Below are 25,780 nucleotides of genomic sequence, written 5' to 3'. Positions count from 1 at the left end.
TCCTCCCCCCCGAGCCGGGCTGTGGATAGACGACCCCCGCTCTCCCCCCCGGCGGGGGTCGTCGCACGTCCGGGGCCATTTTCAGGGCTTGAACGCCCCTCGCGGTGCGTTCGCCGCCGCCGTGCCGGCGGCTTACAGGGGGTGTCGTCACCTCGGCCCGGCGATCGACTTTCGTCACTCTGCGTTGCCATTTGCTCATGTGCGGCGGGGATCGAACGGCTGGTTCCGATCGGTGGCGCGGGCCGCTCGGAAGCGGTCTCCGGAAGGTGTCGAGCACCGGTCGGGAGTGCTTCGAACGGGATGCGACGGGTCGCCGGTTCATCTCGGTGACCCCCTTTCGTCAATTCTTCGCCGATTAGCCCCCCGCTCGGGTGAACGATTTCTCCACAGCCCACGAGTTATCCACAGGCAATCGGAACTCGGATGACGGATTCCTGATCTCCCCCCACCGTGATATCCGGCGGCGGTCGCCGGACAGGGCCTCACCCCTTCCACCCCCGGAGGTCTGTCGGGCGGCCGTCGTCGGAACCGTCCGACGTGCGCCGTCGGCCACCCCGGTGGTCGGCGGCGCGGAGGGGAGAATCCATGTCGACGCCGATCGCCGACCACATCACCGCCGAGGGCCCCGCGGTCGCCGGGCCGCTCGTCGTCACCGAGGACGAAGGCCTGGCCGAGCACCTGCTGCGGATCTGCGCGGCGGCGGGCACCGAGCCGAGGCTGGTCCGCGGCGCACCGCCGACGCGGGAGCTCTGGGAAGGGGCCGCGCTGGTCCTGGTCGGGGACGACCAGGCCGTCCACTGCTCCGGGCTGGGCCGGCGCGGCGGGGTGCTGCTGCTCGGGCTGGACCTGGACGACCCCGGGGTGTGGGTCAGAGCCGTCCAACTCGGGGCCGAGCACGTGCTGTTCCTGCCCGACGCCGAGGCCTGGCTGCTCGACCGGATCGCCGACGCGGCCGAGGGCGTCGGCAGCCCGGCGGTCACCGTCGCGGTGCTCGGCGGGTCCGGCGGGGCCGGAGCCTCGACCCTGGCCTGCGCGCTGGCGGTGACGGCCGCGCGGGCGGGCCGGCGGACGATGCTGCTGGACGGCGATCCGCTGGGCGGCGGCCTGGACATCCTGCTCGGCGGCGAGCGGGTCAGCGGGCTGCGCTGGCCCGATCTGGCCGGCTCCCGCGGGCGGGTCAGCGGAGCCGAGCTGGCCAGGGCGCTGCCGGCGCTCAAACGGCTCTCCGCGCTGTCCTGCCTGTCCTGGGACCGCGGCGACACCCTGACGGTGCCGCCGGAGGCCATGCGCAGCGTGCTGGCCGCCTCCAGACGGCGCGGCGGGCTGGTGGTCGTCGACGTGCCCCGCCACCTGGACGCGGCCGCCGGGCAGGCGCTGGAGCAGTCCGACCTGGCGCTGCTGGTGGTCTCGGCCGAGCTGCGCGCGGTGGCCGCCGCCGACCGGGTCGCGGCGGCGGCCCGGATGCGGCTCGGGGACGTCCGGGCCGTGGTGCGGCCGGCGCGGGCCGGTGGGCTCCCGGCCCGGCAGATCGTCCGCGGGCTGCGGTTGCCGCTGGCCGGAGAGCTGGAGCCTGAGCCGGGCCTGGCGCAGGACGTGGTGAAGGGCGTCCCGCCCGGGAGCCGGGAGAGCGGTCCGCTCGCGCGCTTCTGCGCGAGCTTCCTGAACGAAGTGCTGCCGCCGGTGCCGGCGGTCGGGGGAGGTGTGTACTGATGGTCCGTCTGCGCAGAACGGTTCTCCGGAGCGGCTCGCCCGGCCCGGGCGGCGGCGGTGCGCGGGAGCACCGGCCGCTGCGGAGCGTGCCGCCGCCCGGTGGGCCGCCGGAGCCCGGGCACGGGTCCGGGCCCTGCCCGTACGGCCGCACGGCCCGCGAGCAGCGCACGGCGGCCCTGGTGGACGCGGTCCGGCTGCGGCTGGCCGAGTCGGGGGCCGCGCCGACGGCCGGCTCGGTCGCCGCCGCGCTGCGGGCCACCCGCCCGCCGCTCGGCGGGGACGAGGTCCTGGACACCGTGCGCTCGCTGCGCGCCGAACTGGTGGGTGCGGGCCCGCTGGACCGGCTGCTGGCGGCGCCCGACGTCACGGACGTCCTGGTGAACGGTCCGGACGAGGTGTGGGTCGACCGTGGCGGCGGCCTGCAGCGAGCCACCGGAGTCCGCTTCGCCGACGCCGAGGCGGTGCGGCGGCTGGCCCACCGGCTGGCCACCGCGGCCGGCCGGCGGTTGGACGACGCCCGTCCGTGGGCGGACGCCCGACTGCCGGACGGCACCAGGCTGCACGCGGTGCTGCCGCCGATCGCGGCCGGCTGCACGCACATCTCGCTGCGGGTCTGCCGTCCCCGGCCGTTCACGCTCGACGAGTTGGTGGCGGGTGGGTCGCTGCCGCCGGAAGGCGCCGAGCTGCTGGCGGGCATCGTGCGGGCCCGGCTGTCGATGCTGGTGTCCGGTGGGACGGGCTCCGGGAAGACCACGCTCCTGTCGGCCCTGCTCGGCCTGGTCGGGCCGGACGAGCGGATCGTGGTCGCCGAGGACTCCGCCGAACTGCAACCGGCCCACCCGCACGTGGTCCGGTTGCAGAGCCGGCCGCCCAACCAGGAGGGGCTCGGCGAGTTCACCCTGCGGGACCTCGTCCGCCAGGCGCTGCGGATGCGCCCGGACCGGCTGGTGATCGGTGAGGTCCGCGGTGCCGAGGTGTCGGACCTGCTGGCCGCGCTGAACACGGGACACGAGGGTGGCTGCGGCACGGTCCACGCCAACACGGCGGCGGACGTGCCGGTCCGACTGGAGGCCCTGGGCTCGCTCGCCGGTCTCGACCGGCCGGCGCTGCACAGCCAACTGCGGGCCGCGCTCGACGTGGTGGTGCACCTGGTCCGTGATCCGGGCTCGGGGCGGCGCCGGGTGGCGGAGATCCACACGCTGACCGGAGCCGGTGACGGGTCGGCCGTGACCACACCCGCGGTGGCCTTCCCGGTGTCCGGCGGCCTGAGCCCCGGTGCGGGCTGGGAGCGGCTGATCGGACTGCTGGCGGCGCGTGGGGTGTCGCTCGGGTCGGGGCGCTCGTGATCGCGGTGGTGGTGGCGGCGAGCGTGGAGGCACGGGTGGTGGGACTCGCCTTCGCCCTGCTGCTGGGCGGGTGCGCCGTGGGTGCCCTGGTGCTGCTCGGTGGCGTGGGACGGAAAGGTCGAGGACGACGGAGGTGGCGTACATGACGCAAGGTCAGCAGGCTTTCTGCTGGGCGATGGTGCTGTGTCTGGTGGCCGTCGCCGCGTGGCGCGCACTGCAGGATCAGCTGCCGGGCGGGCGACGCTCCAGGCTGGTGCTGGCGGGCAGCGGGCCCGCGGTCCTGAGAGCGGGCCCGGACGTGGTGGTGCGGGCCGGGGCCCGGGGCCGGCTGCCGGAGTTCCTGGCGCCCGAACTGCTGCTCCTGCCGGTTGGGTTGGCCGCCGGGCAGGCCACCGTCTCGCCGGTGCCGGTGCTCGCGGCGGCCCTGGCGGTCCTGCCGCTGCGCAGTTGGCGGGTGCGGCGACGCCTGGCGGCGGAGGCGCGACACCGGGCCGCGGCCGTCGTGGAGCTCTGCGCGGGCCTGGCGGGGGAGTTGCGCGGCGGGGCGACGCCGGAGCAGGCGCTGCACCTGGTGACCGCGCGGCTCGCCGCCGACCCGGAGGGGCTGCGCAGACTCGGCGAGGAGCCGGTGGCCCGGCTCGCGGCCGGCCGCTACGGCGGCGACGTGCCCGCCGCGCTGCACCTGCTGGCCGACCTGCCGGGCGGTAGCGGAGCAGCGGCCATCGCGGCCTGCTGGCGGGTGGCCGCGGACAGCGGGTCGGGGCTGGCCGCCGCGCTGGACCGGGTCGCCGAGGCGCTGCGCGGCGAGCGGGCGCTCGCGGAGGAGATCGCCGGGGAACTGGCCGGGCCGCGCGCGACGATCGCCGTCCTGGCCGCGCTGCCGGGTGTCGGGCTGCTCCTCGGTGCGGCCCTCGGGGCGCACCCGCTGGAGGTCCTGCTGCACACCCCGGTCGGGTTGGGCTGCCTCGTGGCGGGGGCGGCCCTGGAGGGGCTGGGCGTGCTCTGGACGGCCCGCATCGTCCGGGCGGCGGCCCACGGCGCGCTGGAGGCTCCTCCGGGGCGCCATGAGCGGAGTCGGGCCTTCGGCCGTACGGTGCCCGCTCTTCGGGCGAGCGAGCCGGCCTGCGGGTTGTCGCGGGTGCGCGCGGGCGCTCGGGGCGGGGGTGAGGTGATGCGAGGCATCGCGTGCGTGGCAGTAGCCCTCACGGCGGGCGCGGCTGCGGCCGCGTGGACTCCGGTGCGTGGCCGGGTGAGGCGCCGACGGGTACTCGCCCGGGCCCGGGCCCGAGCCGGAGCGGAGGCGGAGAGGCGAAGCGGGCTGACGGCCTCGGGCGTCGGGCGTCGACGGCGGGTGGTGACGGCGGCCGTCGCCGGGCTCGCGGTGGCGGTGCTGGTCGGTGGCGGTGCCGGACTGGTCGTCGGGGTTCTGCTGGCGGTGGGCGTCCACCGGTGGTCGGCCCGGGCACGGTCGCCGGCTGACCGCCGATCGGCCCGTGACGAGGAGCTGCTGACCAGGCAACTCCCCCTGAGTGCGGAGCTGTTGGCAGCCTGCCTCGGCTCGGCGGCGCTGCCCTCGGATGCCGTGTCGGCGGTGGGCCGGAGCGTGGGCGCGCCGCTGGGCCCCCGGCTGGTGGCGATCGGGGCCGAACTCGCCCTGGGCGCTCCGCCGGAGCTGTGCTGGAGCCGCTTGGGCGAGCAGCACCCGTCGCTGGCGTCGCTGGCGCGCTGTCTGGAGCGCAGCAGCCTCGGCGGCACCCCCGCCGCCGGCCCGCTGATCGGGCTGGCGCAGGGGCAGCGCACTGCCGCCGCCCGCGCGGCCCACGCCCGGGTTCGCCGGGCCGCGGTGCTCGCCACCGCGCCGCTGGGGCTCTGTTTCCTCCCGGCCTTCGTCCTGATCGGAGTGGTGCCGGTGGTCGTAGGCCTCACCAGCCGTTTTGCCCAAGGGATGTGACCGAGAGTCGGTTGCACGGACATCGACGGACAACGAACGACAGGAGAATCTCATGACCGCAGTGATCGCGATCGGTCCCGGTGCCGGGCGTCCGCTCCGCCCGTCGGCCGGGACGTGGCGGCGGATGAGCCGCCGGGCGGCCTGCCGGGTGCGCAGGGTGGCCCGGCTCCGGGGCCGCTCGGACGCCGGGATGACCACGGCCGAGTACGCCGTGGGAACGCTGGGCGCCTGCGCCCTCGCGGCCGGGCTGTACAAGGTGGTGACCAGCGAGGCCATCACGGGGGCGTTGACCGACATGCTGGTGCGGGCGCTCCATGCCACCTAGGACGGGTCGTGGGACCCCTGCCGGCGGGCCTCCCACGGCCGGGAGGGCCCTGGGCGCGGGAGCGCCCCGTGGGGTTGCCGTCGGCCGCCGACGGCAACCGGCCTGGCGGCCGGGAGGCGCCCCCGCCGCCACGCGCGGCACCCGCCTCGACGCCGTCCCGTCCGCGCTCCCGGTGGGCGACAGGCGCCCGAGGAAGGGTTCCGGCCGGTCGGGGGAACGCGGTGCCGGCCGGGCGTGGGCGTCGCGGCCGCGCGGCGACGCGGGCTTCGTGACCGCGGAGACGGCGGTGGCGCTGCCCGCGCTCCTCCTGCTCGCGGCGATGCTGATCTGGGGCGTGCTCGCCGCGGCCGCGCAGATCCGCTGCGTGGACGCCGCCCGGGTCGGCGCGAGGGCGGCCGCGCGCGGGGAAGCGGACGCCGCCGAACTCGCCCGCGCGGCGGCCCCGCCGGGCGCACAGGTCCGGGTGGCCCTGGCGGCCGACACGGTGCGGGTCGACGTGGAGGCGCCGTGCACGGGGCCGGGCCGGCTCGGCGGGCTGCTCGCCGTCCGGCTCGGCGCGACGGCCGTGGCGGCCCGGGAGGACGTCCTGGTGGCGGTCACGGAGGGAGGCGGTGGCCCGTGGCCGTCCTGACCGGGCTGCGGGAGACGGCGGTGCGGGCGGGGCGTGCCCGTGCGGCCCGAGCCGTGGCGGCGGGCGGACGGGGGCCGGACGCCGGTTCGGCGACGGTCTGGCTGCTCGCCCTGGTGATGCTGGGCACGGCGGTGTTCGCCGGGACGATCGCGGTCGGCTCGGTGGTCGCCGCACGGCACCGGGCCGAGTCGGCGGCCGACCTCGCGGCCCTCGCCGCGGCGGACCGACTGCTGCTGGACCAGGACGGCGGCTGTGCCCGGGCCGCCGGGATCGCCGCCGCGCAGGGCGCCGGGCTGGTGTCCTGCGCGGTCGACCGGCCGGCGGACGCCGTCGAGGTGGTGGCCGAGGTGGAGGTCCGCGGGCTCCCGGCCCGACTGCGGGTCGGCCCGGCGCGGGCGAGGGCCCGGGCCGGGCCGGTACGGGCCCCGGTCACCGGCCCCGAGGACGTCCCGGACACCGGGCCGGGCGGGGCTCCCACGGAAACCCCGGCCGGGTCGGGCGAGGCTTCCGCCGGAACCCCGAGCGCTCCGGCGGCGGGCTCATGAACCGGCGGGCGTTCCACCGTCCGGCTCCGAGGCCGCCGCCTCGGGCCCGGCGACCGGATCCGGCCCGTCCGGCGTCTCCGGCGCCTTCGGTCCGTCCGGCGTCTGCGCGGTGTCGGGCGCCCCGGCCAGCAGGACGTCCAGGAGCCGTACGGCGGCGGCCTTGTCCAGCGGGTCGTTGCCGTTGCCGCACTTGGGCGACTGGACGCAGGACGGGCAGCCGCGCTCGCACTCGCAGGAGGCGATCGCCGTCCGGGTGGCCGTCAGCCACTGGACCGCCCTCCGGAAGCCGCGTTCGGCGAAGCCGGCCCCGCCCGGGTGGCCGTCGTAGACGAACACGGTCGGCAGGCCGGTGTCCGGGTGCAGCGGTACGGAGACACCGCCGATGTCCCAGCGGTCGCAGGTGGCGAACAGCGGCAGCAGGCCGATCGAGGAGTGCTCGGCGGCGTGGGCGGCGCCGGGCAACTGGTCGAGGGGGATGTCCGCGTCGAGCAGCTGGTCCTCGGTGACGGTCCACCAGACCGCGCGGGTGCGCAGCGTGCGGGGCGGCAGGTCGAGCTTGGTCTCGCCCATGATCTCCCCGGTGGAGATCCGTTTGCGGAGGTAGCCGACCACCTGGTTGACCACCTCCACCGAGCCGAAGCAGAGCCGGCCCTCGCCCCACTCCACGGTGGTGTCGGTGTCCAGGACGGAGACGGAGGTGATGTCACGGGCGGCCGTGGTGTACGGCGGGTCGGCCGGTTCGACCAGGGCCACGGAGTCCTCCAGGTCGAACTCCCGGACCAGGTAGGTGCGGCCCTGGTGCAGGTGGACGGCCCCGGTGTGAACGGTGGTGTGGGCGGCCGCGGCGTCCACCGTGCCGAGCAGTCGGCCGGTGTCGGCCTCGACGATCTGTACCGGGCTGCCGCCACTGCCGCGCAGGTCCACCGCGTCGGCCGCGCGCTCGCGACGGGTCCAGTACCAGGAGCCGTCGCTGCGCCGGCGCAGCAGGCCGCGCCGCTCCAGGACCGGCAGCAGCGGCGCGGTGGACGGCCCGAAGAGCTCCAGGTCCGCATCGGTGAGCGGGAGTTCGGCGGCGGCCGCGCACAGGTGCGGGGCGAGCACGTGCGGGTTGTCGGGGTCGAGCACGGTGGCCTCGACGGGTGCCGCGAAGAGCGCCTCCGGGTGGTGCACGAGGTAGGTGTCCAGCGGGTCGTCCCGGGCGATCAGGACGGCCAGCGCGCCCTGGGCCTCCCGGCCCGCCCGGCCCGCCTGCTGCCAGAGCGAGGCCCGGGTGCCGGGGTAGCCGGCCATCAGGACGGCGTCGAGGCCGGAGATGTCGACGCCCAGTTCGAGAGCGGAGGTGGAGGCGAGGCCGAGCAGTCGGCCGGAGTGCAAGTCGCGTTCCAGCGCGCGGCGTTCGTCGGCGAGGTAGCCGCCGCGGTAGGCGGCCACCCGTCCGGCGAGCGGGCGGTCGAGCTGGTCCTGGGCCTGGAGCGCCACGAGCTCGGCGGCGCGCCGGGAGCGGACGAAGACGACGGTGCGGATCTCCCGTTCGACCAGGTCGGTCAGCAGGTGCGCGGCCTCGGCGGTCGCGGTGCGGCGCACGGGCGCGCCGTGCTCGCCGATGTTCTCGGTCAGCGGCGGCTCCCAGAGGCCGAAGACCATCGGTCCGCGCGGTGAGGCGTCCTCGGTGACGGCCACGGCGGGAAGGCCGGTCAGCCGCCGGGCGGTCGCGGCCGGGTCGGCCGTGGTGGCGGAGGCCAGCAGGAAGGTGGGTGACGAGCCGTAACGGGCGCAGACGCGGCGCAGTCGCCGCAGCACCTGGGCGACGTGCGAGCCGAACACGCCCCGGTAGCTGTGGCACTCGTCGACGACCACGTAGCGCAACGCCTTGAGGAAGGAGGACCAGCGGGCGTGGCCGGGCAGGATGCCCCGGTGGAGCATGTCCGGGTTGGTGAGCACGTAGGAGGCGTACTGGCGGACCCACTCGCGCTCCTCGGGCGGGGTGTCGCCGTCGTACAGGGCGGCGCGGACCCTCGGCGGGGCCAGTTCGGCCGCCCGGCGGCGCTGGTCGGCGGCGAGCGCCTTGGTCGGAGCCAGGTAGAGGGCGGTGGCGCCGCGGCCGTTGCGGGCCTCGGTGCCGTCCAGCAGGTCGCTGAGCACCGGCGCCAGGTAGCCCAGCGACTTGCCCGAGGCGGTGCCTGTGGCGATCACCACAGTCTGGCCGCTTTTGGCCAGATTCATCGCTTCTGCCTGGTGCGCCCACGGCTGTTCCGCCCCGAGGGCGCGTGCCGCGGCGACGACCTCCGGACGGATCGAGTCGGGCCACGGTGAATAACGTGCAGGCCGGGCGGGAAGGTGCTCCGTATGGGTGAGCCGGTCGGACCGCCCCCGGCTGGTGGCCAGGGTCGTGAGCAGTGCCTCGGGCGGGCTGTGTCGGGGCGGCATGGGGACCCAGTGTGTCACCGGCGTGACGGAGAATCGTCGTAAGCCATCGTGCGGGCATGGTCGCAGGTGGTTGAATGTGGCCGTGACGGCCGTATGGCCGTGGGTCGCAGCGCTGAGGCTTGCCACGCGTTGGCTGGGCGCGCCCGGGCTCGCGACCATGCGGTGGCGGCCGTCCGGCCGAGGATCGCACATGACGTAGCAAGGCAAGGTGCTGGAGGTTCCGTGGACCTGTCCCTGTCGACCCGTTCAGTCGGCGATCGTACGGTCGTCGAGGTTGGCGGCGAGATCGATGTGTACACCGCCCCGAAGCTGCGGGAGCAGCTGGTCGAGCTCGTCAACGACGGCAAGTACCACCTCGTCGTCGACATGGAGGGCGTTGACTTCCTCGACTCGACCGGCCTCGGTGTGCTGGTGGGCGGTCTGAAGCGGGTGCGCGCTCACGAGGGCTCGCTGCGCCTCGTCTGCAACCAGGAGCGCATCCTGAAGATCTTCCGCATCACCGGCCTGACCAAGGTCTTCCCGATCCACACCTCGGTGGACGACGCGGTCAGCGCGACCGACTGACGCGACCGGGCCGGCCCGTGCGGTCGGCCCGCTCGTTTCCTCGCGTCCGGGCGCCCGGGCCCCGTGCGGCCCGGTGCGTCCCCGGGCGCCCCTGGGCCGGTTCCGCCGGCCCGCAGGGGCCGGACCTCCGGCCCCGGTCGGAGCACCCCGAGGGGGAGAGATGGCAACCGTCGAACTTCGATTCAGCGCGCTTCCCGAGCATGTGCGGACGGCCCGGTTGGTCGCCGCGGCCGTCGCCAGACGGGCCGGGGTCGACGAGTCGGTGCTCGACGAGGTCCGGCTCGCGGTCGGCGAGGCGTGTTCCCGCGCGGTCGGGCTGCACCAGCGCGGCGGCATCGGCGGCACCGTCCGAGTCGCGCTGACCGATCAGGAGAAGCGTTTCCTCATCGAGGTCGAGGACGAGGCCGGCCCCGCCGCCGTCCCGGCCTCCGGTGCCGACGAGGGAGTCGAGCCGGACGAGGACACGCTGGGCCTCGCCGTGATCACCGGCCTGGTCGAGGACCTCGAGGTCACCAACGGTACGGACGGTGGCCTGATCCGGATGAGCTGGCCGGTCTCGGTCGCCTCCGTCGCGGTCTGAGAGGCCGCTTCCGCGCTGCCGCACGCACCCGAGGGCCGGGCATGGTCGTCCGGCGGACCGGCAGCGCCTCCGTACGGCGAAGAGCGTAGGCGTGAGACGCGGGCCGGCGGCCGGCGGGCACGCGGTGAGGCGTAGCGGGCACGCGGTGGGGAGCAGGGGCGGGGAACCGGGAACCGGGGAGCGGGCATCGGCCGTGTAGGTTCGACGACCGATGACGACCGAAACCGAAAGGCTCTTCCCGGTGAACAAGCGACTGCTGGCCGTACCCGCCCTCGGCGTGCTGCTCGCGTTCGGTGCCGTCGGCTGTGGCGGCGACGACAACAGCAAGCAGCTGGATTCCTGGGCGTCGAACGTCTGCGGTGCCGCCAAGGACCCGATCACCCAGGCGCAGGCCGCGCTCGCCGACACCGGCCAGGTGAAGACCGGCGAAGCCCCCGCCGACCTCCAGAAGCGGCTCTCCACGGACATCGGGCGACTGGCCAAGACCAACCAGGACATAGCCGCCGCCATCGACGGGGCCGGCGCGCCCAAGGTGCAGGACGGTGCGGCCCTCCAGAAGGACACCGTCGACGAGCTGAAGAAGGCGGCCGACGGCTACGTCGAGGTCCAGAAGAAGCTGGACGCGCTGCCCAACACCGATCAGGCCAAGTTCGCCGACGGGCTGCGCAGCGTGGCCGACCAGGTGCAGCAGCTGGCCTCGCTCTCCACCCAGGCGCAGAGCAAGCTCCAGCGCGGCGAGCTCGGTGCGGCGATGGCCAAGCAGGAGGGCTGCAAGCCGTCCCCGACCACCGCCCCGACCAGCGGTGCGACGGGTGGTGCGGGTGCCGGCGCGAGCGGCACCCCGGCTCCGGGCGGTACGGGCACGACCCCCGCCCCCGGCGCCACCGACACCCCTGGTGCCCCGGCCACCACCCCTGCACCCGGCGCGACCGACGGCGCGAGCCCGGCCGCCGCCGGCGCGACCACCGCCCCGGCCAGCACCCCGGCGAACCCCGCCCCCAGCGCGAGCTGAGCCCGGGCGGACCGGACGATTCGAGGTACCCCGGCCCGGACATCGGGCCGGGTTGCTGGTTCCGTCACCGGCCCTGACCCGGGCCGGTGACGGGCGACCCGTCAGTCACCAGGACCGGCGCGGGGGCCCGCACGCGGGGCCGGGGGAGCGCCGCTGTCAGAGCCGACGTCCTCACGCGCCGCCGTCCCCAGCGCGGGCTGAGCCCGGGCGCGCCGTGAGCCCGGGCGCGCCGGATGATCCGACAGCGCGCCCGTCGCCGGGACCGGCGCGTGAGCCCGCATGCCTTCGGGGGAACGCCGCTGTCCGAGTCGCTGCCACGACCGACGCCTGCGGAGGGCGGTCGGACGACTCGGCGTTCCCGGTGGGGCGGCGCGCGGCGGCTTCCGGGGGCGCGCGCGGTGGTGCGGGCTTCCGTCCGATGGCCGCGGGGCGCAGCGGCGGCCGCGGGGCGGGCGGCGGGGGACAATGGCGGGGTGATCAGTAGCCCCGTTCTCGACCAGACCCGCCTCGCCAAGTTCCGCGAGGCGCTGCTCGCCGCCTCGTTCACCGCCGACGGGTGCCTGGACCTGCTCGGGCCCACCGGCTATTCGGCGTTGGCCCGCAGCGAGGCGGTCCCGGCACTGCGGGCGACCCGCGGTGGCAGCCCGCTGGAGACGCTGGTGCGGCTGTTCCTGCTCCAGCAGCCGGTCCCGTACCGGGCGGCTGCCGCCGCGCTGCCGGTGGAGGACTGCCTGGCGGACGGCTGGCTGCGCCCGGACGGCGATCTGGTGCGGGCCACCGTCGACGTCCGGCCGTACGCCAACGAGGTGGCCGGGATGCCCAGTTCGGACGCCTGGGTGGTCTCCGACCTGGGCTGCGCGGTGGGCGGTGCGGGTGGCATCGGCTCCGGTGAGACCGCGCACGGGGTGGCCCGCAAGGACCTGGTGCTGGGCGTCGGCGGTGCCTCCACCACGCTGGCCAACATCACCGTGCGCCGCCCCGTCCGGGCCGCGCTGGACCTCGGCTCGGGCTCCGGCGTCCAGGCGCTGCACGCGGCCCGCCACGCCGGGACCGTCACCGCCACCGACCTCAACCCGCGCGCGCTGCGCTTCACCGAGCTGACCCTGGCGCTGTCGGGTTTCGACAACACCGAGGTGTCCACCGGAAGCCTCTTCGAGCCGGTCGGGGAGCGGAAGTTCGACCTGATCGTCTCCAACCCGCCGTTCGTCATCTCACCGGCCGGCCGGTTCACCTACCGCGACGGCGGCATGGCCGGCGACGACCTGTGCCGCAGCCTGGTCCGCTCGGCCGCCGACCACCTGGAGCCCGGCGGCTACTGCCAGTTGCTCGCCAACTGGCAGCACGTCAAGGGCGAGGACTGGCAGGAGCGGCTGGCCGGTTGGGTCGCGGGCACCGGCCTGGACGCCTGGATCGTCCAGCGCGAGGTCCAGGACGTGGCCCAGTACGCCGAGTTGTGGCTGCGCGACGGCGGCGACCACCGAGGCCCCGGCGGCGACTACCAGGCCCGGTACGGCGAGTGGATGGACGCCTTCGAGGCGGGCCGGGTCGAGGGCATCGGGATGGGTTGGATCACCCTGCGGGCGAGCGGCGCCGAGCGTCCGACCGTCCGGGTGGAGGAGTGGCCGCACCCGGTGGAGCAGCCGCTGGGCCCGCACATCGAGGCCTGGTTCGACCGGCAGGACTTCCTCCGCTCGCACGACGACGCCGGCCTGCTCGCGGCCCGCTACGTGCTGGCCGACGAGGTGGTCCAGGAGCAGGTCGGCGCGCCGGGCGCGGAGGACCCGGAGCACGTGATCCTGCGTCACAACCGGGGCATGCGGCGGGCCACCAAGGTGGACACCGTGGGTGCCGGCTTCGTCGGGGTCTGCGACGGGACGCTGTCGGCGGGCGAGATCGTGGATGCCATCGCGCAGCTGCTCGGCGAGGACCGGGTAGTCCTGCGGGACCGGGTGCCGGAGTCGCTGCGCCTGCTGACCGAGCAGGGGTTCATCGACCCGGTCCGCTGAGGCGCGCGCCGCTGAGGGCGGTCCGCTGAGACGCGGTCCGCAGGGACACGGGCCGCCGAGACCCGGCCGGACGGGACCGGCCTCGTCGGGGGTGGGCCGCTTCGCCGTGCGCCCGGCCCGGCGAGGTGGCCCGCCCCGGCGTGCCCGCGCACCCGTTGTGGCCGTGCACCCGCCGTGACCGCACCCGCCGTGATCGGGCCGGTTCACCGGCCCGTACCCCCTGGTTCGTCCGGCCGCCGCCGGGCGGCCGTCTCCCGTTGGCTCTCCGCTGTGAAGCTCTGTCCACAGGCTGTGGACAGAGCTGGGGAGCCGGGGGCCAGGAGTGGACACGACGACGGCGATGGTGGGCGGGTCGGTGCTCGCCCTCTTCGGTGGCGTGCTGCTGCTCTGGTGCGCCGCCGAAGTGAGCCTGCGCCTGCGGGTGCGCCGCCAAGGGACGGCGGCGGTGGCCACCGTGGTGGCCGAGGACGACGTGCTCGGCCGACTGGACAGTGCCCCGCTGCTCTCCTTCTCGGTTCCGCCCTCGGTCGGCGGCCCCGACGCGTACGGGTTCGCCGGGCTCGTGATCGCCCGCCCGCGCGGGCACACCCCACTGCGCCGTCCGGACCGTTTCGCGCCCGGTGCCCCGGTGCGGATCTGTTACGACCCGCAGCGCCCGAGCCGGGTGGTGCTGGCGGCCGGGGAGGTCGGACGGGCGGTCGTCCTGGACCTGTTGTGGAGCGTCCTGGGCGTGGGCTGCCTGGCGGCGGGCGCCGGGCTCCTGACCGTGGCCGGCGGCTGAGCCGCGCACCATTCGGACATCCCCGCGTACCCGGCGGAATGTCGCCCCTCCCCGCGCCCGCCCGTCGATTTTCTGTTGACAGATCTTGAAATCCGTCATTCCATCCTCCGGAACCTGCCGAAGGCCCCCCTCCACGGGGCGCGAACCTCCGGGATCGGGTTACCGTTCGAGTGGCGTCGGTGAGCCCGGCAAGTGAAAAAGCGGGATCCGTCCGTTTGACAAGGGTGGCCGGGGTACGGTCACACTCCGCTGGTGGGGGTGTCGTGCCGCGGCATCCCCGGGACGGTGGAGGGGTCGGGCGGAGCGCAGCCCGTGCTGCCGGCGCCGACCAGCCACATAAGGACCGGGAGAGAAGAGCGAAGGTGTCCCCGAGCAGCGAGACCGCGCACGGACAGCGACTCGTCATTGTCGAGTCGCCGGCCAAGGCGAAGACGATCAAGGGCTACCTGGGCCCCGGCTACATCGTCGAGGCGAGCGTCGGGCACATCCGCGACCTCCCGAGCACCGCGGCCGAGGTGCCGGACAAGTACACCGGCGAGGTGCGCCGCCTCGGGGTGGACGTCGATCACGACTTCGCGCCCATCTACGTGGTCAACGCGGACAAGAAGTCCCAGGTCAGCAAGTTGAAGTCGCTGCTCGCGGAGTCCGACGAGCTCTTCCTCGCCACCGATGAGGACCGCGAGGGCGAGGCCATCGCGTGGCACCTCCAGCAGGTGCTCAAGCCCAAGGTGCCGGTGCACCGCATGGTGTTCCACGAGATCACCAAGTCGGCGATCCAGGAGGCCGTGGCCAACCCGCGCGAGCTCAACCAGCGCCTGGTCGACGCCCAGGAGACCCGCCGCATCCTCGACCGGCTGTACGGCTTCGAGGTCTCGCCGGTGCTGTGGAAGAAGGTCATGCCGAAGCTCTCGGCGGGCCGCGTGCAGTCCGTCGCCACCCGGCTGGTGGTCGAGCGCGAGCGCGAGCGGATGGCCTTCCGCGCCGCCTCGTACTGGGACCTGGTCGGCACCTTCGGCACCGGCCGCACCCCGGTCGACGCCGCCAACCCCGAGACCTTCGGGGCCCGGCTGGCCGCCGTCGACGGCAAGCGGATCGCCAGCGGCCGCGACTTCGGCCAGGACGGCCGGCTGAAGGCCGCCAGCGTGAACACGCTGCACCTGGACGAGCAGGCGGCCCGTCAGCTGGCCGCCGCGCTGGAGCAGACGGCGTTCGCCGTCCGCAGCGTCGAGTCCAAGCCGTACCGCCGCTCGCCGTACGCGCCGTTCCGCACCACCACGCTCCAGCAGGAGGCCAGCCGCAAGCTGGGCTTCGGCGCCAAGCGGACCATGCAGGTGGCCCAGAAGCTGTACGAGAACGGCTTCATCACCTATATGCGTACCGACTCCACCACGCTGTCGGACACCGCGGTCACCGCCGCCCGGGCGCAGGTCACCCAGCTGTACGGCGCCGACTACCTGCCGGCCGCCCCGCGCACCTACGCCAGCAAGGTCAAGAACGCGCAGGAGGCGCACGAGGCCGTCCGCCCGTCCGGCGACCGCTTCCGCACCCCGGCCGAGACCGGTCTGACCGGTGACGACTTCAAGCTGTACGAGCTGATCTGGATGCGCACCGTCGCCTCCCAGATGAAGGACGCGGTCGGCCAGTCCGTCACCGTCCGGGCCGGCGGCACCTCCGCCGACGGCCGGGACGTCGAGTTCTCCGCCTCCGGCAAGATCATCACCTTCCACGGCTTCCTCAAGGCCTACGTCGAGGGCGCCGACGACCCGAACGCGGAGCTCGACGACCGCGAGCGCCGGCTGCCGCAGGTCTCCCAGGGCGACCCGCTGGGCGCCGAGCGGATCACCCCGGAGGGCCACGCCACCAAGCCGCCGGCCCGCTACACCGAGGCCTCGCTGGTCAAGGAGCTGGAGGACCGGGAGATCGGCCGCCCCTCCACCTACGCGTCGATCATCGACACGATCATCCAGCGCCGGTACGTCTTCAAGAAGGGGACGGCGCTCGTCCCGTCCTTCCTCTCCTTCGCCGTGGTCAACCTGCTGGAGAAGCACTTCGGCCGACTGGTCGACTACGACTTCACCGCCAAGATGGAGGACGACCTCGACCGGATCGCCGCCGGTGAGGCGCAGTCCGTGCCGTGGCTGAAGCGCTTCTACTTCGGTGAGGGCGAGGGCCATGCCGCGGGCGGCGCCGCCGAGGCCGGCAACGGCGACGGCGACCACCTGGGCGGCCTGAAGGAGCTGGTCACCGACCTCGGCGCGATCGACGCCCGGGAGATCAGCTCGTTCAGGGTCAGCGACGACATCACCCTGCGGGTCGGCCGCTACGGCCCGTACGTCGAGCGCGCCTCGGCCGTCGAGGGCGAGCCGGGCCAGCGTGCCGACATCCCGGACGAGCTGCCGCCGGACGAGCTCACCGTCGAGCTGGCCGAGGAGCTGCTGGCCAAGCCCAGCGGCGACTTCGAGCTCGGCCCGGACCCGGTCAGCGGCAACATGCTGGTCGCCAAGGACGGCCGCTACGGCCCGTACGTGACCGAGATCCTGCCCGAGGGCACGCCGAAGACCGGCAAGAACGCGGTCAAGCCGCGCACCGCCTCGCTGTTCAAGACGATGTCGCTGGACACCGTCACGCTCGAGGACGCGCTGCGGCTGCTCTCGCTGCCGCGGGTCGTCGGCACCGACGCCGAGGGCGCGGAGATCACCGCGCAGAACGGCCGCTACGGCCCGTACCTCAAGCGCGGCACCGACTCCCGTTCGCTCACCAGCGAGGACCAGCTCTTCACGATCACCCTCGACGAGGCGCTGGCGATCTACGCCCAGCCCAAGCAGCGCGGCCGGGCGGCCGCCGCCCCGCCGCTCAAGGAGCTGGGCAACGACCCGGTCAGCGAGCGCCCGGTGGTGGTCAAGGACGGCCGCTTCGGCCCGTACGTGACCGACGGCGAGACCAACGCCACGCTCCGCAAGGACGACGACGTCGAGACCATCACGCCGGAGCGCGCGTACGAGCTGCTCGCCGAGAAGCGGGCGCGCGGACCGGTGAAGAAGGCGGCGAAGAAGGCCCCGGCGAAGAAGGCCGCGGCCAAGAAGACGACCACGGCCAAGACGGCGGCGACCAAGACCGCGGCCGCGAAGAAGACCGCCGCGAAGAAGACCACCACCACCAAGACGGCGGCGGCGAAGAAGACGGCGGCCAAGAAGACCGCCACGAGCGGGACCGCCGCGAGCGGGACGGCGGCCGACAAGGCCCCGGCCCCCGACGAGGGCTGATCCCAGGTCACCGCGGCCGGGCCCGTGCCCCCGATCCCGGGGGTGCGGGCCCGGGGCGCGCCAGGTCTGTGCGGAGTACGTCACAACCCGGTGATGAGGGCGATCCGGAAGCCCGTTCGCTCCGTTCCGGCCAGGCCCCGCCCGCTACGCTGACCGTATGACGAGCGAGGAGCAGCCCACCCCCAGCGCCGCCCCGGCCGCCAGAGCCGGGGGGTCCGACCTGCCCGAGGTCGCGCCCGCCGGGACTCCGGCGGACCGGGCCCGGGCGCTGCTGCGGACACGTGCCTACCGGCGCCTGTGGACCACCCAGCTGATCGGCGGCACCGCCGACCGGCTCGGTCTGCTGGTGCTGCTCGCGCTCACCGTGATCGCCGCCGCCCAGGGCGGCCAGTTCGGCAGCCTGCCGCGCAGCCTCGCCTTCGCCCTCGCCGCGGTCCTCGCCGTCCGGGTGCTGGCCACCGGACTGGTCGGCGTCGCGCTGCTCGGCCCGGTGCACCGGCTGGTCGCGGGCCGGCTGGACCGGCGCTGGACGCTGTTCGGCGCCGACGCGCTGCGCGCCCTGCTGATCGGCCTCGCCCCCTGGTGGAGCGTCTGGCTGGGCTCCGCCGCCGAGCCCTCCGGCGCCGCCACCTACGTCCTGCTCGCCACCGTGTTCGTGACCGGTGCCGCCGAGCGGGTCCGGGGCATCGCCAAGGCCGCCGCCGTTCCCGGCCTGCTGCCGCCGGCCAACCCGCACGCACCGGCCGCCGAGCAGCGTCCGGCCGCGGCCAACCTGGAGAGCGTCCGGAGCATCGACCGCTTCACCGGCTGGGTCACCGTGCCGCTCGGCGCGCTCGGCCTGGTGGCCTTCACCCTGCTCAACAACATCGGCGCGGCCCTCGGCTCCGACTGGCTGCGTGCCCACCAGCTCACCTTCGCGGCGCTCGGCGCGGCCGGGCTGTTCGCCGCCTCGGCCGTCCGCGACCACCTCCAGCAGCTGCCCGGCGGCCCGGTCTCCGTCGCCCCCGTCTCGCCGTTCCAGGGCCTGCGCGCGCCGACCGACGCGGCCCCCGGCCCCGCGCTGGGCAAGGGCCGCACCGGCAGCGCCCCCTACTTCACCTTCGCCGTCGCGGCCGGCTACGCCGCGATGGCGGGCGTCGCCGCGCTCGCGCTGCTCACCGCCGCCGAGCACCGCGCCGGGCCGATCGGCTACGGCCTGCTGGTGCTCGCCGCCGCCGGAACGCCCGCCCTGGGTGCCCGGCTCACCCGGGCCACGCTGCCCTCGCTCACCCGCCGCCGACTGCTCGCGCTGGCGCTGCTCATCCAGGGCGTCGCACTGATCCTGGCCGGGCTGGTGCTGGACTTCGTGCTGGTCCTGCTGCTCACCGTGCTGGCCGGCCTGGCCGCCGGGATCGTGGTCTCGGCCGGTCGCACCCTGCTCGCCCAGGAGGTCGAGGAGGCCCGGCTGCCGAAGGTCACCGAGCACCTGTTCGCGGTGCTCCGGGCCGTGGTCGCCGCCGCGCTGGTCGTCGTCCCGCTGATCGCCGCCGCCTACGGGGACGTCGAGTACGGCACCGTCGAGCCCGGCTCCTTCACCTTCATCCACGGCGGCGCGGCCCTGGCCGTCGCCACCTCCGGGCTGCTCACGCTGGTGCTCGCCGCGGTCGTGCTGGTGCGCACCGACGACCGGCGCGGCACCGCGCCGTTCGTCCGGGACCTGGTGGACTCGGTGCGCGGCCCGGGCGGACCGGTGCCGCACCGGGGCGCGGGCACCGGCTTCTTCATCGCCCTGGAGGGCGGCGACGGCGCCGGCAAGTCCACCCAGGCCCAGGCGCTCGCCGAGTGGATCCGCGGCAAGGGGCACGAGGTCGTGCTCACCCGCGAGCCCGGCGGCAGCCCGGTCGGCCAGCGGCTGCGAGGCCTCGTCCTGGACGTCGGCAACACCGGCCTGTCGCACCGCGCCGAGGCCCTGATCTACGCCGCCGACCGCGCCGAGCACGTCGAGAACGTCATCCGGCCGGCCCTCGCCCGCGGCGCCGTGGTGATCACCGACCGGTACATGGACTCCTCCATCGCCTACCAGGGGGCCGGGCGCGACCTGGCCGCGACCGAGGTCGCCCGGATCTCCCGCTGGGCCACCGGCGGGCTGCTGCCCGACCTGACCGTCGTCCTGGACGTCGACCCGACCAAGGCCCGCGAGCGCTTCACCGAGGCGCTGGACCGGCTGGAGTCCGAGCCCACCGAGTTCCACCTGCGGGTCCGGGCCGGCTTCCTCGCCCTCGCCGCCGCCGACCCGGCGCGCTACCTGGTCGTGGACGGCAGCCAGGCCCCCGACTTCGTCACCACCGCCATCCGGCACCGGCTCGACCGCGAGCTGCCGCTCTCCGAGCAGGAGAAGGCCGCCCGCGCCGAGCGGGAGCGGCTGGCCAAGGAGGAGGCCGAGCGCCGCGCCGCCGAGGAGGCCCGCAAGAAGGCCGAGGAGGAGGCCGCCGAGCGCAAGCGGCAGGAGGTGCTGGCGCAGCTGCGGGCCGAGCAGGCGGAGAAGGAGCGGCTGGCCAAGGAGGAGGCCGAGCGGGCCGCCGCCGAGGCCCGGCGCAAGGCCGAGGAGGAAGCGCGCCGCCGGGCGGAGGAGGAAGCCAGGCGCCGCGCCGAGGAGGAGGCCGAGCGCCGCGCGGCCGAGGAGGCCCGGCTGGCGGCCGAGGCCGCCGAGCGCAAGCGGATCGCCGACGAGGCGGCCGCCCAGGCCGAGCTCCAGCGGCAGCGCGACCTGGCCCGCGAGGAGCAGCGCCGCCGGGCGGAGGAGGCGCTCCAGCGGGCCGAGGAGGCACGGCTGGCGCAGGCCGCCGCGCTCGCGGCCGCGGCTGCGGCGGCGGAGTCCGCGGCGGGGCGGGCCGAGGGGCGGCCGGGTTCGGGTAGCGGTACGGCGTCGGCGTCGGACGCGGGTACGGCTTCGGGGCCGGGTTCGGTGGCCGGGGAGTCGGCTGCGGAGACGACCACGGAGCTGCGGGCGGTCCGGGACGTCCCGAAGGGTGCCGCGCAGGACGGGGCTCGGTCGTCGGCGCAGGCTCCGTCGGGCGGGCTCGGGGACGAGGCGACGCGCGAGCTGTCACCGCGGGACCGGCAGGCGGCCGTCCGGGCGGCGGAGGCCGCCGAGGCACGGAAGGCTGCGGAGGCGCGGAAGGCCGCCGAGGCCGCCGGTGCGGTGGACGAGACCGCCAAGCTGCCGGTGGTGCCGGCCTCGGCGGTGGACGAGACGGCCGTGCTGCCGAGGGTCCCGGCGGAGGCCGACCGGACCGAGGTGCTGCCGCGGATCGAGCCGGGCCGTGCCGAGGGCCGGCCGGAGGGCCGTACGGAAGGCCGGCCGGCGCAGGGGGCGCGGCGCGCGGAGCCGGTGGACAGCACCCGCGAGCTGCCGGTGGTCGGCGGGGAGCAGGCTGCCGAGCCGCGGACGCCGTCCCAGGCTCAGCCTCAGCCCCAGTCGGGCGGCGAGCGGCCGCGGCCGGAGTGGGCCGAGGAGACGCCGCTGGACGACCTGCCGAGCCTCACCGACACCCTGCTCGGCTCGCACGACGAGTGGGCGCGCTGGGAGCGCGGCGGTCCGGGCCAGGACGCTCCGGGCGGTGGCCCGCAGGGCGGCGCGGAGCGGCCCGACGGCCGCGGGGACGCACAGGACAAGGGCGACGACAAGGGCAAGGGCCGCCGCTGGGGACGCCGGGGCTGACCGGACACGCGTGGGCGGCGCCGTCGGGGCGGGTCCCCGGCGGCGCCGTCGCGTTCCGTCGGGGAGCGTTCCGTCGGGCCGTGGGCCGTGGGGCAGCGGACCGCCGGGCCGTGGGCCGTGGGCCGTGGGTCGTGGGTCGTCGGGCCCTGACGGCCCGCCTCTCCGTCCCGCCGTGACCCGGACGGAGCAGTGGGTGTCGGAGCGGAGACGTATGCTCGACGGCGGGGAAGAGGCGCCACGACGGGCGCTGCCGTACGGAGCTTGGGAGCAGCAGTGGCCGTCTGGGACGACCTGGTGGGCCAGGAGCGGGTGGTCGAGCAGCTGACCGCCGCCGCCCGGGCGGCCGGGGCGACGGTCGAGGCCGGTCGCGGGGCCGCCCCGGTCGAGGGCGCGAACGCCTCCCTGATGACGCACGCGTGGCTGTTCACCGGCCCGCCCGGCGCCGGGCAGGTCACCGCCGCACGCGCCTTCGCCGCCGCCCTCCAGTGCACCAGCCCCGACCTCGCGCTCGGCGGCACGCCCGGCTGCGGGTTCTGCGACGGCTGCCACACCGTGCTGGCCGGCAGCCACGCCGACGTGAAGTACGTCCGCACCGACGGCCTCTCCATCGGTGTCGGCGACATGCGCGACCTGGTGATGCGCGCCTCCAGCTACCCGACCGGCGGCCGCTGGTCGGTGATCCTGGTGGACGCCGCCCACCGGCTCACCGAGGCCGCCGCGAACGCGCTGCTCAAGGGCGTGGAGGAGCCCTCCCCGCGCACCGTCTGGCTGCTGTGCGCCCCCTCCGTCCAGGACGTCCTGCCGACCATCCGCTCGCGCTGCCGCCTGCTGGTGCTGCGCACCCCCGCGGCCGAGGCGGTCGCCGACACGCTGGTCCGCCGCGACGGCGTCGACCCGGAGACCGCCCGGCTCGCCGCGCTCGCCGGACAGGGTGACATCGAGCGCTCGCGCCGCCTCGCCGTCGACGAACAGGCCCGCACGCGCCGGACGGAGGTGCTGCGCATCCCGCTGGAGGTCGGCGACATCGGCGGCTGCCTGACCGCCGCCCAGCGCCTGGTCGACACCGCCAAGGCCGACGCCGAGGCGCTCGCCGAGACCCAGGACGCCAAGGAGACGGACGACCTCAAGGCCGCCTACGGCGCCTCCGAGGGAGGAAAGGCGCCGCGCGGCATGGCCGGCGCGGTCAAGGAACTCGAGAAGCGGCAGAAGAGCCGGGCCACCCGCACCCGCCGGGAGACCCTCGGCGTCGCCCTGCTCGACCTGCTGGGCTTCTACCGGGACGTGCTCGCCATCCAGCTGGGCTCCACCGGCGCGCTCGCCAACGAGGACCAGCGGCAGGCGCTGAACCGGGTGGCCCAGGCCGGGCCGGCGGAGAGCACGCTGCGGCGGATCGAGGCGGTGCTGGCCTGCCGCCAGGCGCTGGACCGCAACGTCGACCCGCTGCTCGCGGTCGAGGCGATGACGGTAGCGCTGCGCGCGGGCTGAGTGCCGGCCGGGGCCGGTTCCGGTTCGGGGCCTACGCGTCTCCGGCTTCGGGCTCCCACGCGTCTCCGGCTTCGGACTCCCACGCCTCTCCGGCTCCGGGGTTCTACGCCTCCCGGAGCCGGTGCGCCATCCCACTTTCGAGTGAACGAGCGACACTCGCCGGGCACACCGTCGTGTGACCGTCCACCCGTTGTGCACGCTGGGGGCCGACTGCGCCCGCTGCCGGGGCGGTCGGCTCCCGTACGCGCCGGGTCCGGTTCGGCGCGACCCCCTCCAGAGGTGGTGCGTCCCGTGGTTCGTTCGCTCCTCGTCATCCCCTTGCTGGCCGCCGCCCTCGGCGGGATCTGGCTGGCCCGGGGTGCCCAACAGCGCTGGCGCGACCTGCGTGCCGCCGAGACCTACGAGCTGGCCGGCGATCGCTGGCCGATGCTGCTGCGGGCGGCCGGGGCGATGCTCTGCGGAGTGTGCGTCACCGCCCTGACGGTGCTCACCGCGCTCGGTGCCTTCGGCGGCCCGGGCCGGGACACCCAGGAGCCGGACCGGGCGGAGCCGGTCGTGGACGCGGCGGGTTCGGTCTCGGGTTCGGGCGCGGAAGCGGGTGCCGGGACCGGTTCGGGGACGGCGGGCCGCCAGCAGCAGGCGGCGCCGCCCGTGGCCACCGAGCCGGCCGCCGCCCCCGCTGCCGCGCCTTCCGCCGCCGCAGCTGCCGCGGCCCCCGCTGCGGCCCCCGCCATGGTCAGCCGCTTCGACAGCGTCGGCCACCCCGGCGGGGGCGAGCTGCTCCAGTCCGCCGTGCTCGGCCCCGACGGCCACCCCCGCAACATCCGGGTCTGGCTTCCGCCGCAGTACGCCAAGGAGCCGAACGCCCGCTTCCCGGTCGTCGTGATGCAGGCCGCCACACCCCTGAAGACCGCCGACGCCGAGGTCCCGGACGTCTTCGAGGGCATCGGTTCGGCCCTCCAGGGCGGCAAGTCCCACCCGTTCATCCTGGTCGCCCCCGAGGCTCCGAACGGCACCGCGCACCCCTGCGAGCTGGTCGCCGCCGCCCCGGCCGCCGTCGCCGACGACGCGACGCTGCGCACCACCATCGCGACCTCCTTCCGGACCCTGCCGCCTGGCCCGGCCTCCTGGGGCACCCTCGGGGTCGAGGGCGGCGCACCCTGCGCGGCCGCCGCCGGACTGTCCCGGCCCGACCTGTACGGCGCGGCCGCGGCGGTGTCCGGCCGGTACGACGCCACCGCGCTCACCCAGACCGGCGCCGAGGCCCCGGCCGGCAGCGCCGCCAAGCTGCTGCTGGCCGCCGCCAGGGGCGACTCCGCCGGGCTGGACGCGGCCCGCAAGCTCCAGGCCGCGCTGAAGGCCGGCCCCGGACCGGCGGGCAGGGCCGAGGTGCGGATCTCGGACAACGTGCAGGACTTCACGCCGGAGCGCGAGCGGCTGCGGCTGGTCCGTCAGGCGGCGCAATTCCTGGCCGAGGCGCTGGCCAAGGCGTCCTGAGGGCAGGTCCGGCGGCGCTACGCTGCCCGGTACCCCGGGGCGGGTGCCGGGCAGTGGCGTTTCCTCCGGTGCTCCTCTTCGGAGCTCCTTCGGGTTTCCTTCGGTGTTCCTTCGGTTCTTCCACGTGCTGGTCGACTGCGGAGAGGTGGCGGATGAGGGCGTTCGGGCGGACACAGACGCAGACGCAGGCGCGGGCATCGGCACGGGCGCTGGCTGCGGCGCGACCCCGGGCACGGGCGCTGGCTGCGGCGCTGGTCGTCGTCGGGCTGCTGGCGGGCGGTTGCAGCGCGGATCCGTCCGGGCCACCGACGGCTTCCTCTTCGGATCCGGCGGCCTCCGGCACGCCCTCGGCCGGCGCGGTCGAGCGGCCCGGCGCCACTCCGCTGGAGCCGCTGCCCGCCGCCGTCCCGGCCGCACTCGCGCCGTACTACGCGCAACGTCCCGTCTGGCAACCCTGCGACAGCGGGTTCGAGTGCACGACGTTCCGGGTGCCGCTGGACTACGACCACCCGGGGGACGGGGACCTCACCCTCGCCGCCGCCCGCGCGGCGGCGGAGACGTCGGGCCCAGGGAACGCTTCCCCCGCCCCCTCGGCCTCCGCCTCCCAGGGCGCGCGGCTCGGATCCCTGCTGCTCAACCCGGGCGGCCCCGGTGGCTCGGCGATCGAGTACCTGGAGGCCGCCGCCCGGACGTACGACCACGGTGTGCGGGCCCGCTACGACCTGGTCGGCCTCGACCCGCGCGGGGTGGGCCGCAGCAACCCCGTCAGCTGCCTGAGCGGCGACCGGATGGACGCCTACACCGCCATCGGCCTGACGCCCGGCGACCAGCAGGGGATCGACGCGCTGATCGCGGCCGACAAGGAGTTCGCCGAGGGCTGCCGGAAGCAGGCCGGGGCGGCGCTCGGCCACCTCAGCACCGTCGAGGGCGCTCGCGACATGGACGTGCTGCGCGCCCTGCTCGGCGACGAGAAGCTGAACTTCGTCGGCAAGTCCTACGGCACCTTCCTCGGCGCCACCTACGCCGGGCTGTTCCCGAGCCGGGTCGGGCGGCTGGTGCTGGACGGCGCGATGGACCCGGCGCTCGACTCCGTCACCGGCAACCGCACCCAGGCGGGCGGCTTCGAGACCGCCTGGGCCGCCTTCGCCCAGGACTGCGCCAAGCGCGAGGACTGCCCGCTCGGCCGCACCGAGCAGCAGGTCGGCGAGCAGCTCACGGCCCTGCTCGGGGGAGTCCGCACCGCCTCGATGCCCACCACCGAGGCCGGCCGTCGGCTCACCGAGTCCCAGGCGACCACCGGCGTCATCGAGGCCATGTACGCCGACTTCCTGTGGCCCAAGCTGCGCGCCGCGCTCACCGACGCCAAGGCCGGCGACGGCACCGGCCTGCTGAAGCTCTCCGACGACTACTACGGGCGCGAGCCGGACGGCTCGTACCCCAACCTGATGTTCGCCAACACCGCGGTGAACTGCCTCGACCTGCCCGCCCCGTTCCACGGGCCGGAGGACGTCCAGCGGGCGGTGCCGGAGTTCGAGCGGGTCTCGCCGCACTTCGGGCGCGACATGGCCTGGATGGCCTTGACCTGCACCTACTGGCCGGTCCCGGCCACCGGTGCGGCGCACACCATCCGGGCTGCCGGCGCCGCCCCGATCGTCGTCATCGGCACCACCCGCGACCCGGCCACCCCGTACGCCTGGGCGCAGTCGCTGGCCGGCCAGCTGGAGTCCGGCCGCCTGCTCACCTTCGACGGCGACGGCCACACCGCGTACGGCCGGCACAGCAGCTGCGTGGACGACGCGGTGAACCGTTTCCTGCTGACCGGGGAGGCTCCGGAGCAGGGCAGGCGCTGCGAGCGGTAGGGCGCGCCCGGCACCGGCCGATCAACAGGTGGTTTTGACTTCAACCGATTGCCGGTGCGACGTTACGATGAGCGCCCCCTCCACCCTCTCCCGCCCCG

General features: G+C 75.7%; 17 protein-coding genes. 16 read left to right on the top strand and 1 reads right to left on the bottom strand.

Annotation, left to right across the window (positions count from 1 at the left end):
* Window positions 1-585: 585 nt before the first annotated feature.
* The 6 genes from ssd to ABZ449_RS19665 all read left to right on the top strand — a co-directional run bounded on the left by ssd (window position 586) and on the right by ABZ449_RS19665 (window position 6,508).
* Window positions 586-1,710, top strand: a complete 1,125-nt coding sequence (gene ssd / locus ABZ449_RS19690) for a septum site-determining protein Ssd (protein WP_360347275.1) — start codon at window positions 586-588, stop codon at window positions 1,708-1,710.
* Window positions 1,710-3,056, top strand: coding sequence for a TadA family conjugal transfer-associated ATPase (locus ABZ449_RS19685; protein WP_360347273.1), 1,347 nt, complete (start codon window positions 1,710-1,712; stop codon window positions 3,054-3,056). The genes ssd and ABZ449_RS19685 overlap by 1 nt, the downstream gene beginning before the upstream one ends.
* 142 nt (window positions 3,057-3,198) lie before the next feature.
* Complete coding sequence (locus tag ABZ449_RS19680; protein ID WP_360347271.1) at window positions 3,199-5,007, top strand: type II secretion system F family protein; 1,809 nt, start codon at window positions 3,199-3,201, stop codon at window positions 5,005-5,007.
* A 124-nt stretch (window positions 5,008-5,131) separates the two neighbouring features.
* On the top strand, window positions 5,132-5,332 hold the full coding sequence (locus tag ABZ449_RS19675; protein WP_360347351.1) for a DUF4244 domain-containing protein: 201 nt from the start codon (window positions 5,132-5,134) through the stop codon (window positions 5,330-5,332).
* A 268-nt stretch (window positions 5,333-5,600) separates the two neighbouring features.
* Window positions 5,601-5,963, top strand: a complete 363-nt coding sequence (locus ABZ449_RS19670) for a TadE family type IV pilus minor pilin (RefSeq protein WP_360347269.1) — start codon at window positions 5,601-5,603, stop codon at window positions 5,961-5,963.
* Window positions 5,951-6,508 (top strand): Rv3654c family TadE-like protein, encoded by a 558-nt coding sequence (locus ABZ449_RS19665; protein ID WP_360347267.1) that lies wholly within the window; start codon window positions 5,951-5,953, stop codon window positions 6,506-6,508. Before ABZ449_RS19670 ends, ABZ449_RS19665 begins: the two co-directional genes overlap by 13 nt.
* Here the strand turns inward: ABZ449_RS19665 and ABZ449_RS19660 are convergent.
* On the bottom strand, window positions 6,503-8,935 hold the full coding sequence (locus ABZ449_RS19660) for a DEAD/DEAH box helicase (RefSeq protein WP_360347265.1): 2,433 nt from the start codon (window positions 8,933-8,935) through the stop codon (window positions 6,503-6,505). The two genes, ABZ449_RS19665 and ABZ449_RS19660, sit on opposite strands and share 6 nt — an antisense overlap.
* A 222-nt stretch (window positions 8,936-9,157) precedes the next feature.
* Between ABZ449_RS19660 and bldG the strand changes: the two genes are divergently transcribed.
* The 10 genes from bldG (at window position 9,158) to ABZ449_RS19610 (ending at window position 25,682) form a co-directional block, all read left to right on the top strand.
* The gene (gene bldG, locus ABZ449_RS19655) at window positions 9,158-9,499 is read left to right on the top strand and encodes an anti-sigma factor antagonist BldG (protein WP_030240921.1); all 342 of its coding nucleotides are present in this window, start codon (window positions 9,158-9,160) and stop codon (window positions 9,497-9,499) included.
* 160 nt (window positions 9,500-9,659) lie between these two features.
* Entirely contained in the window at window positions 9,660-10,079 is a 420-nt protein-coding gene (locus ABZ449_RS19650; protein WP_360347263.1) for an ATP-binding protein, read from the top strand.
* 211 nt (window positions 10,080-10,290) lie between these two features.
* Entirely contained in the window at window positions 10,291-11,091 is an 801-nt protein-coding gene (locus ABZ449_RS19645) for a hypothetical protein (RefSeq protein ID WP_360347261.1), read from the top strand.
* Between the two features lie 473 nt (window positions 11,092-11,564).
* On the top strand, window positions 11,565-13,097 hold the full coding sequence (locus ABZ449_RS19640) for a methyltransferase (protein ID WP_360347259.1): 1,533 nt from the start codon (window positions 11,565-11,567) through the stop codon (window positions 13,095-13,097).
* Between the two features lie 322 nt (window positions 13,098-13,419).
* Entirely contained in the window at window positions 13,420-13,878 is a 459-nt protein-coding gene (locus tag ABZ449_RS19635) for a DUF3592 domain-containing protein (RefSeq protein WP_360347257.1), read from the top strand.
* Between the two features lie 362 nt (window positions 13,879-14,240).
* The gene (gene topA / locus ABZ449_RS19630; RefSeq protein WP_360347255.1) at window positions 14,241-17,141 is read left to right on the top strand and encodes a type I DNA topoisomerase; all 2,901 of its coding nucleotides are present in this window, start codon (window positions 14,241-14,243) and stop codon (window positions 17,139-17,141) included.
* Window positions 17,142-17,298: 157 nt separating this feature from the next.
* Window positions 17,299-20,841: a dTMP kinase gene (tmk, locus tag ABZ449_RS19625; RefSeq protein WP_360347253.1), complete on the top strand. Its 3,543-nt coding sequence runs from the start codon at window positions 17,299-17,301 to the stop codon at window positions 20,839-20,841.
* 273 nt (window positions 20,842-21,114) lie between these two features.
* Window positions 21,115-22,326, top strand: coding sequence for a DNA polymerase III subunit delta' (locus tag ABZ449_RS19620; protein ID WP_360347349.1), 1,212 nt, complete (start codon window positions 21,115-21,117; stop codon window positions 22,324-22,326).
* 291 nt (window positions 22,327-22,617) lie between these two features.
* Window positions 22,618-23,823, top strand: coding sequence for a hypothetical protein (locus ABZ449_RS19615; protein ID WP_360347251.1), 1,206 nt, complete (start codon window positions 22,618-22,620; stop codon window positions 23,821-23,823).
* Between the two features lie 152 nt (window positions 23,824-23,975).
* A complete protein-coding gene (locus ABZ449_RS19610; protein ID WP_360347249.1) occupies window positions 23,976-25,682 on the top strand; it encodes an alpha/beta hydrolase in 1,707 nt (568 codons plus the stop codon).
* The last annotated feature ends 98 nt before the right edge of the window (window positions 25,683-25,780 follow it).

Source organism: Kitasatospora sp. NPDC005856, from assembly GCF_040629945.1.
Classification (GTDB): Bacteria; Actinomycetota; Actinomycetes; order Streptomycetales; family Streptomycetaceae; genus Kitasatospora.
Note: the sequence above shows the minus strand (reverse complement) of the source record. Positions and strands in the feature narration are given on the sequence as shown.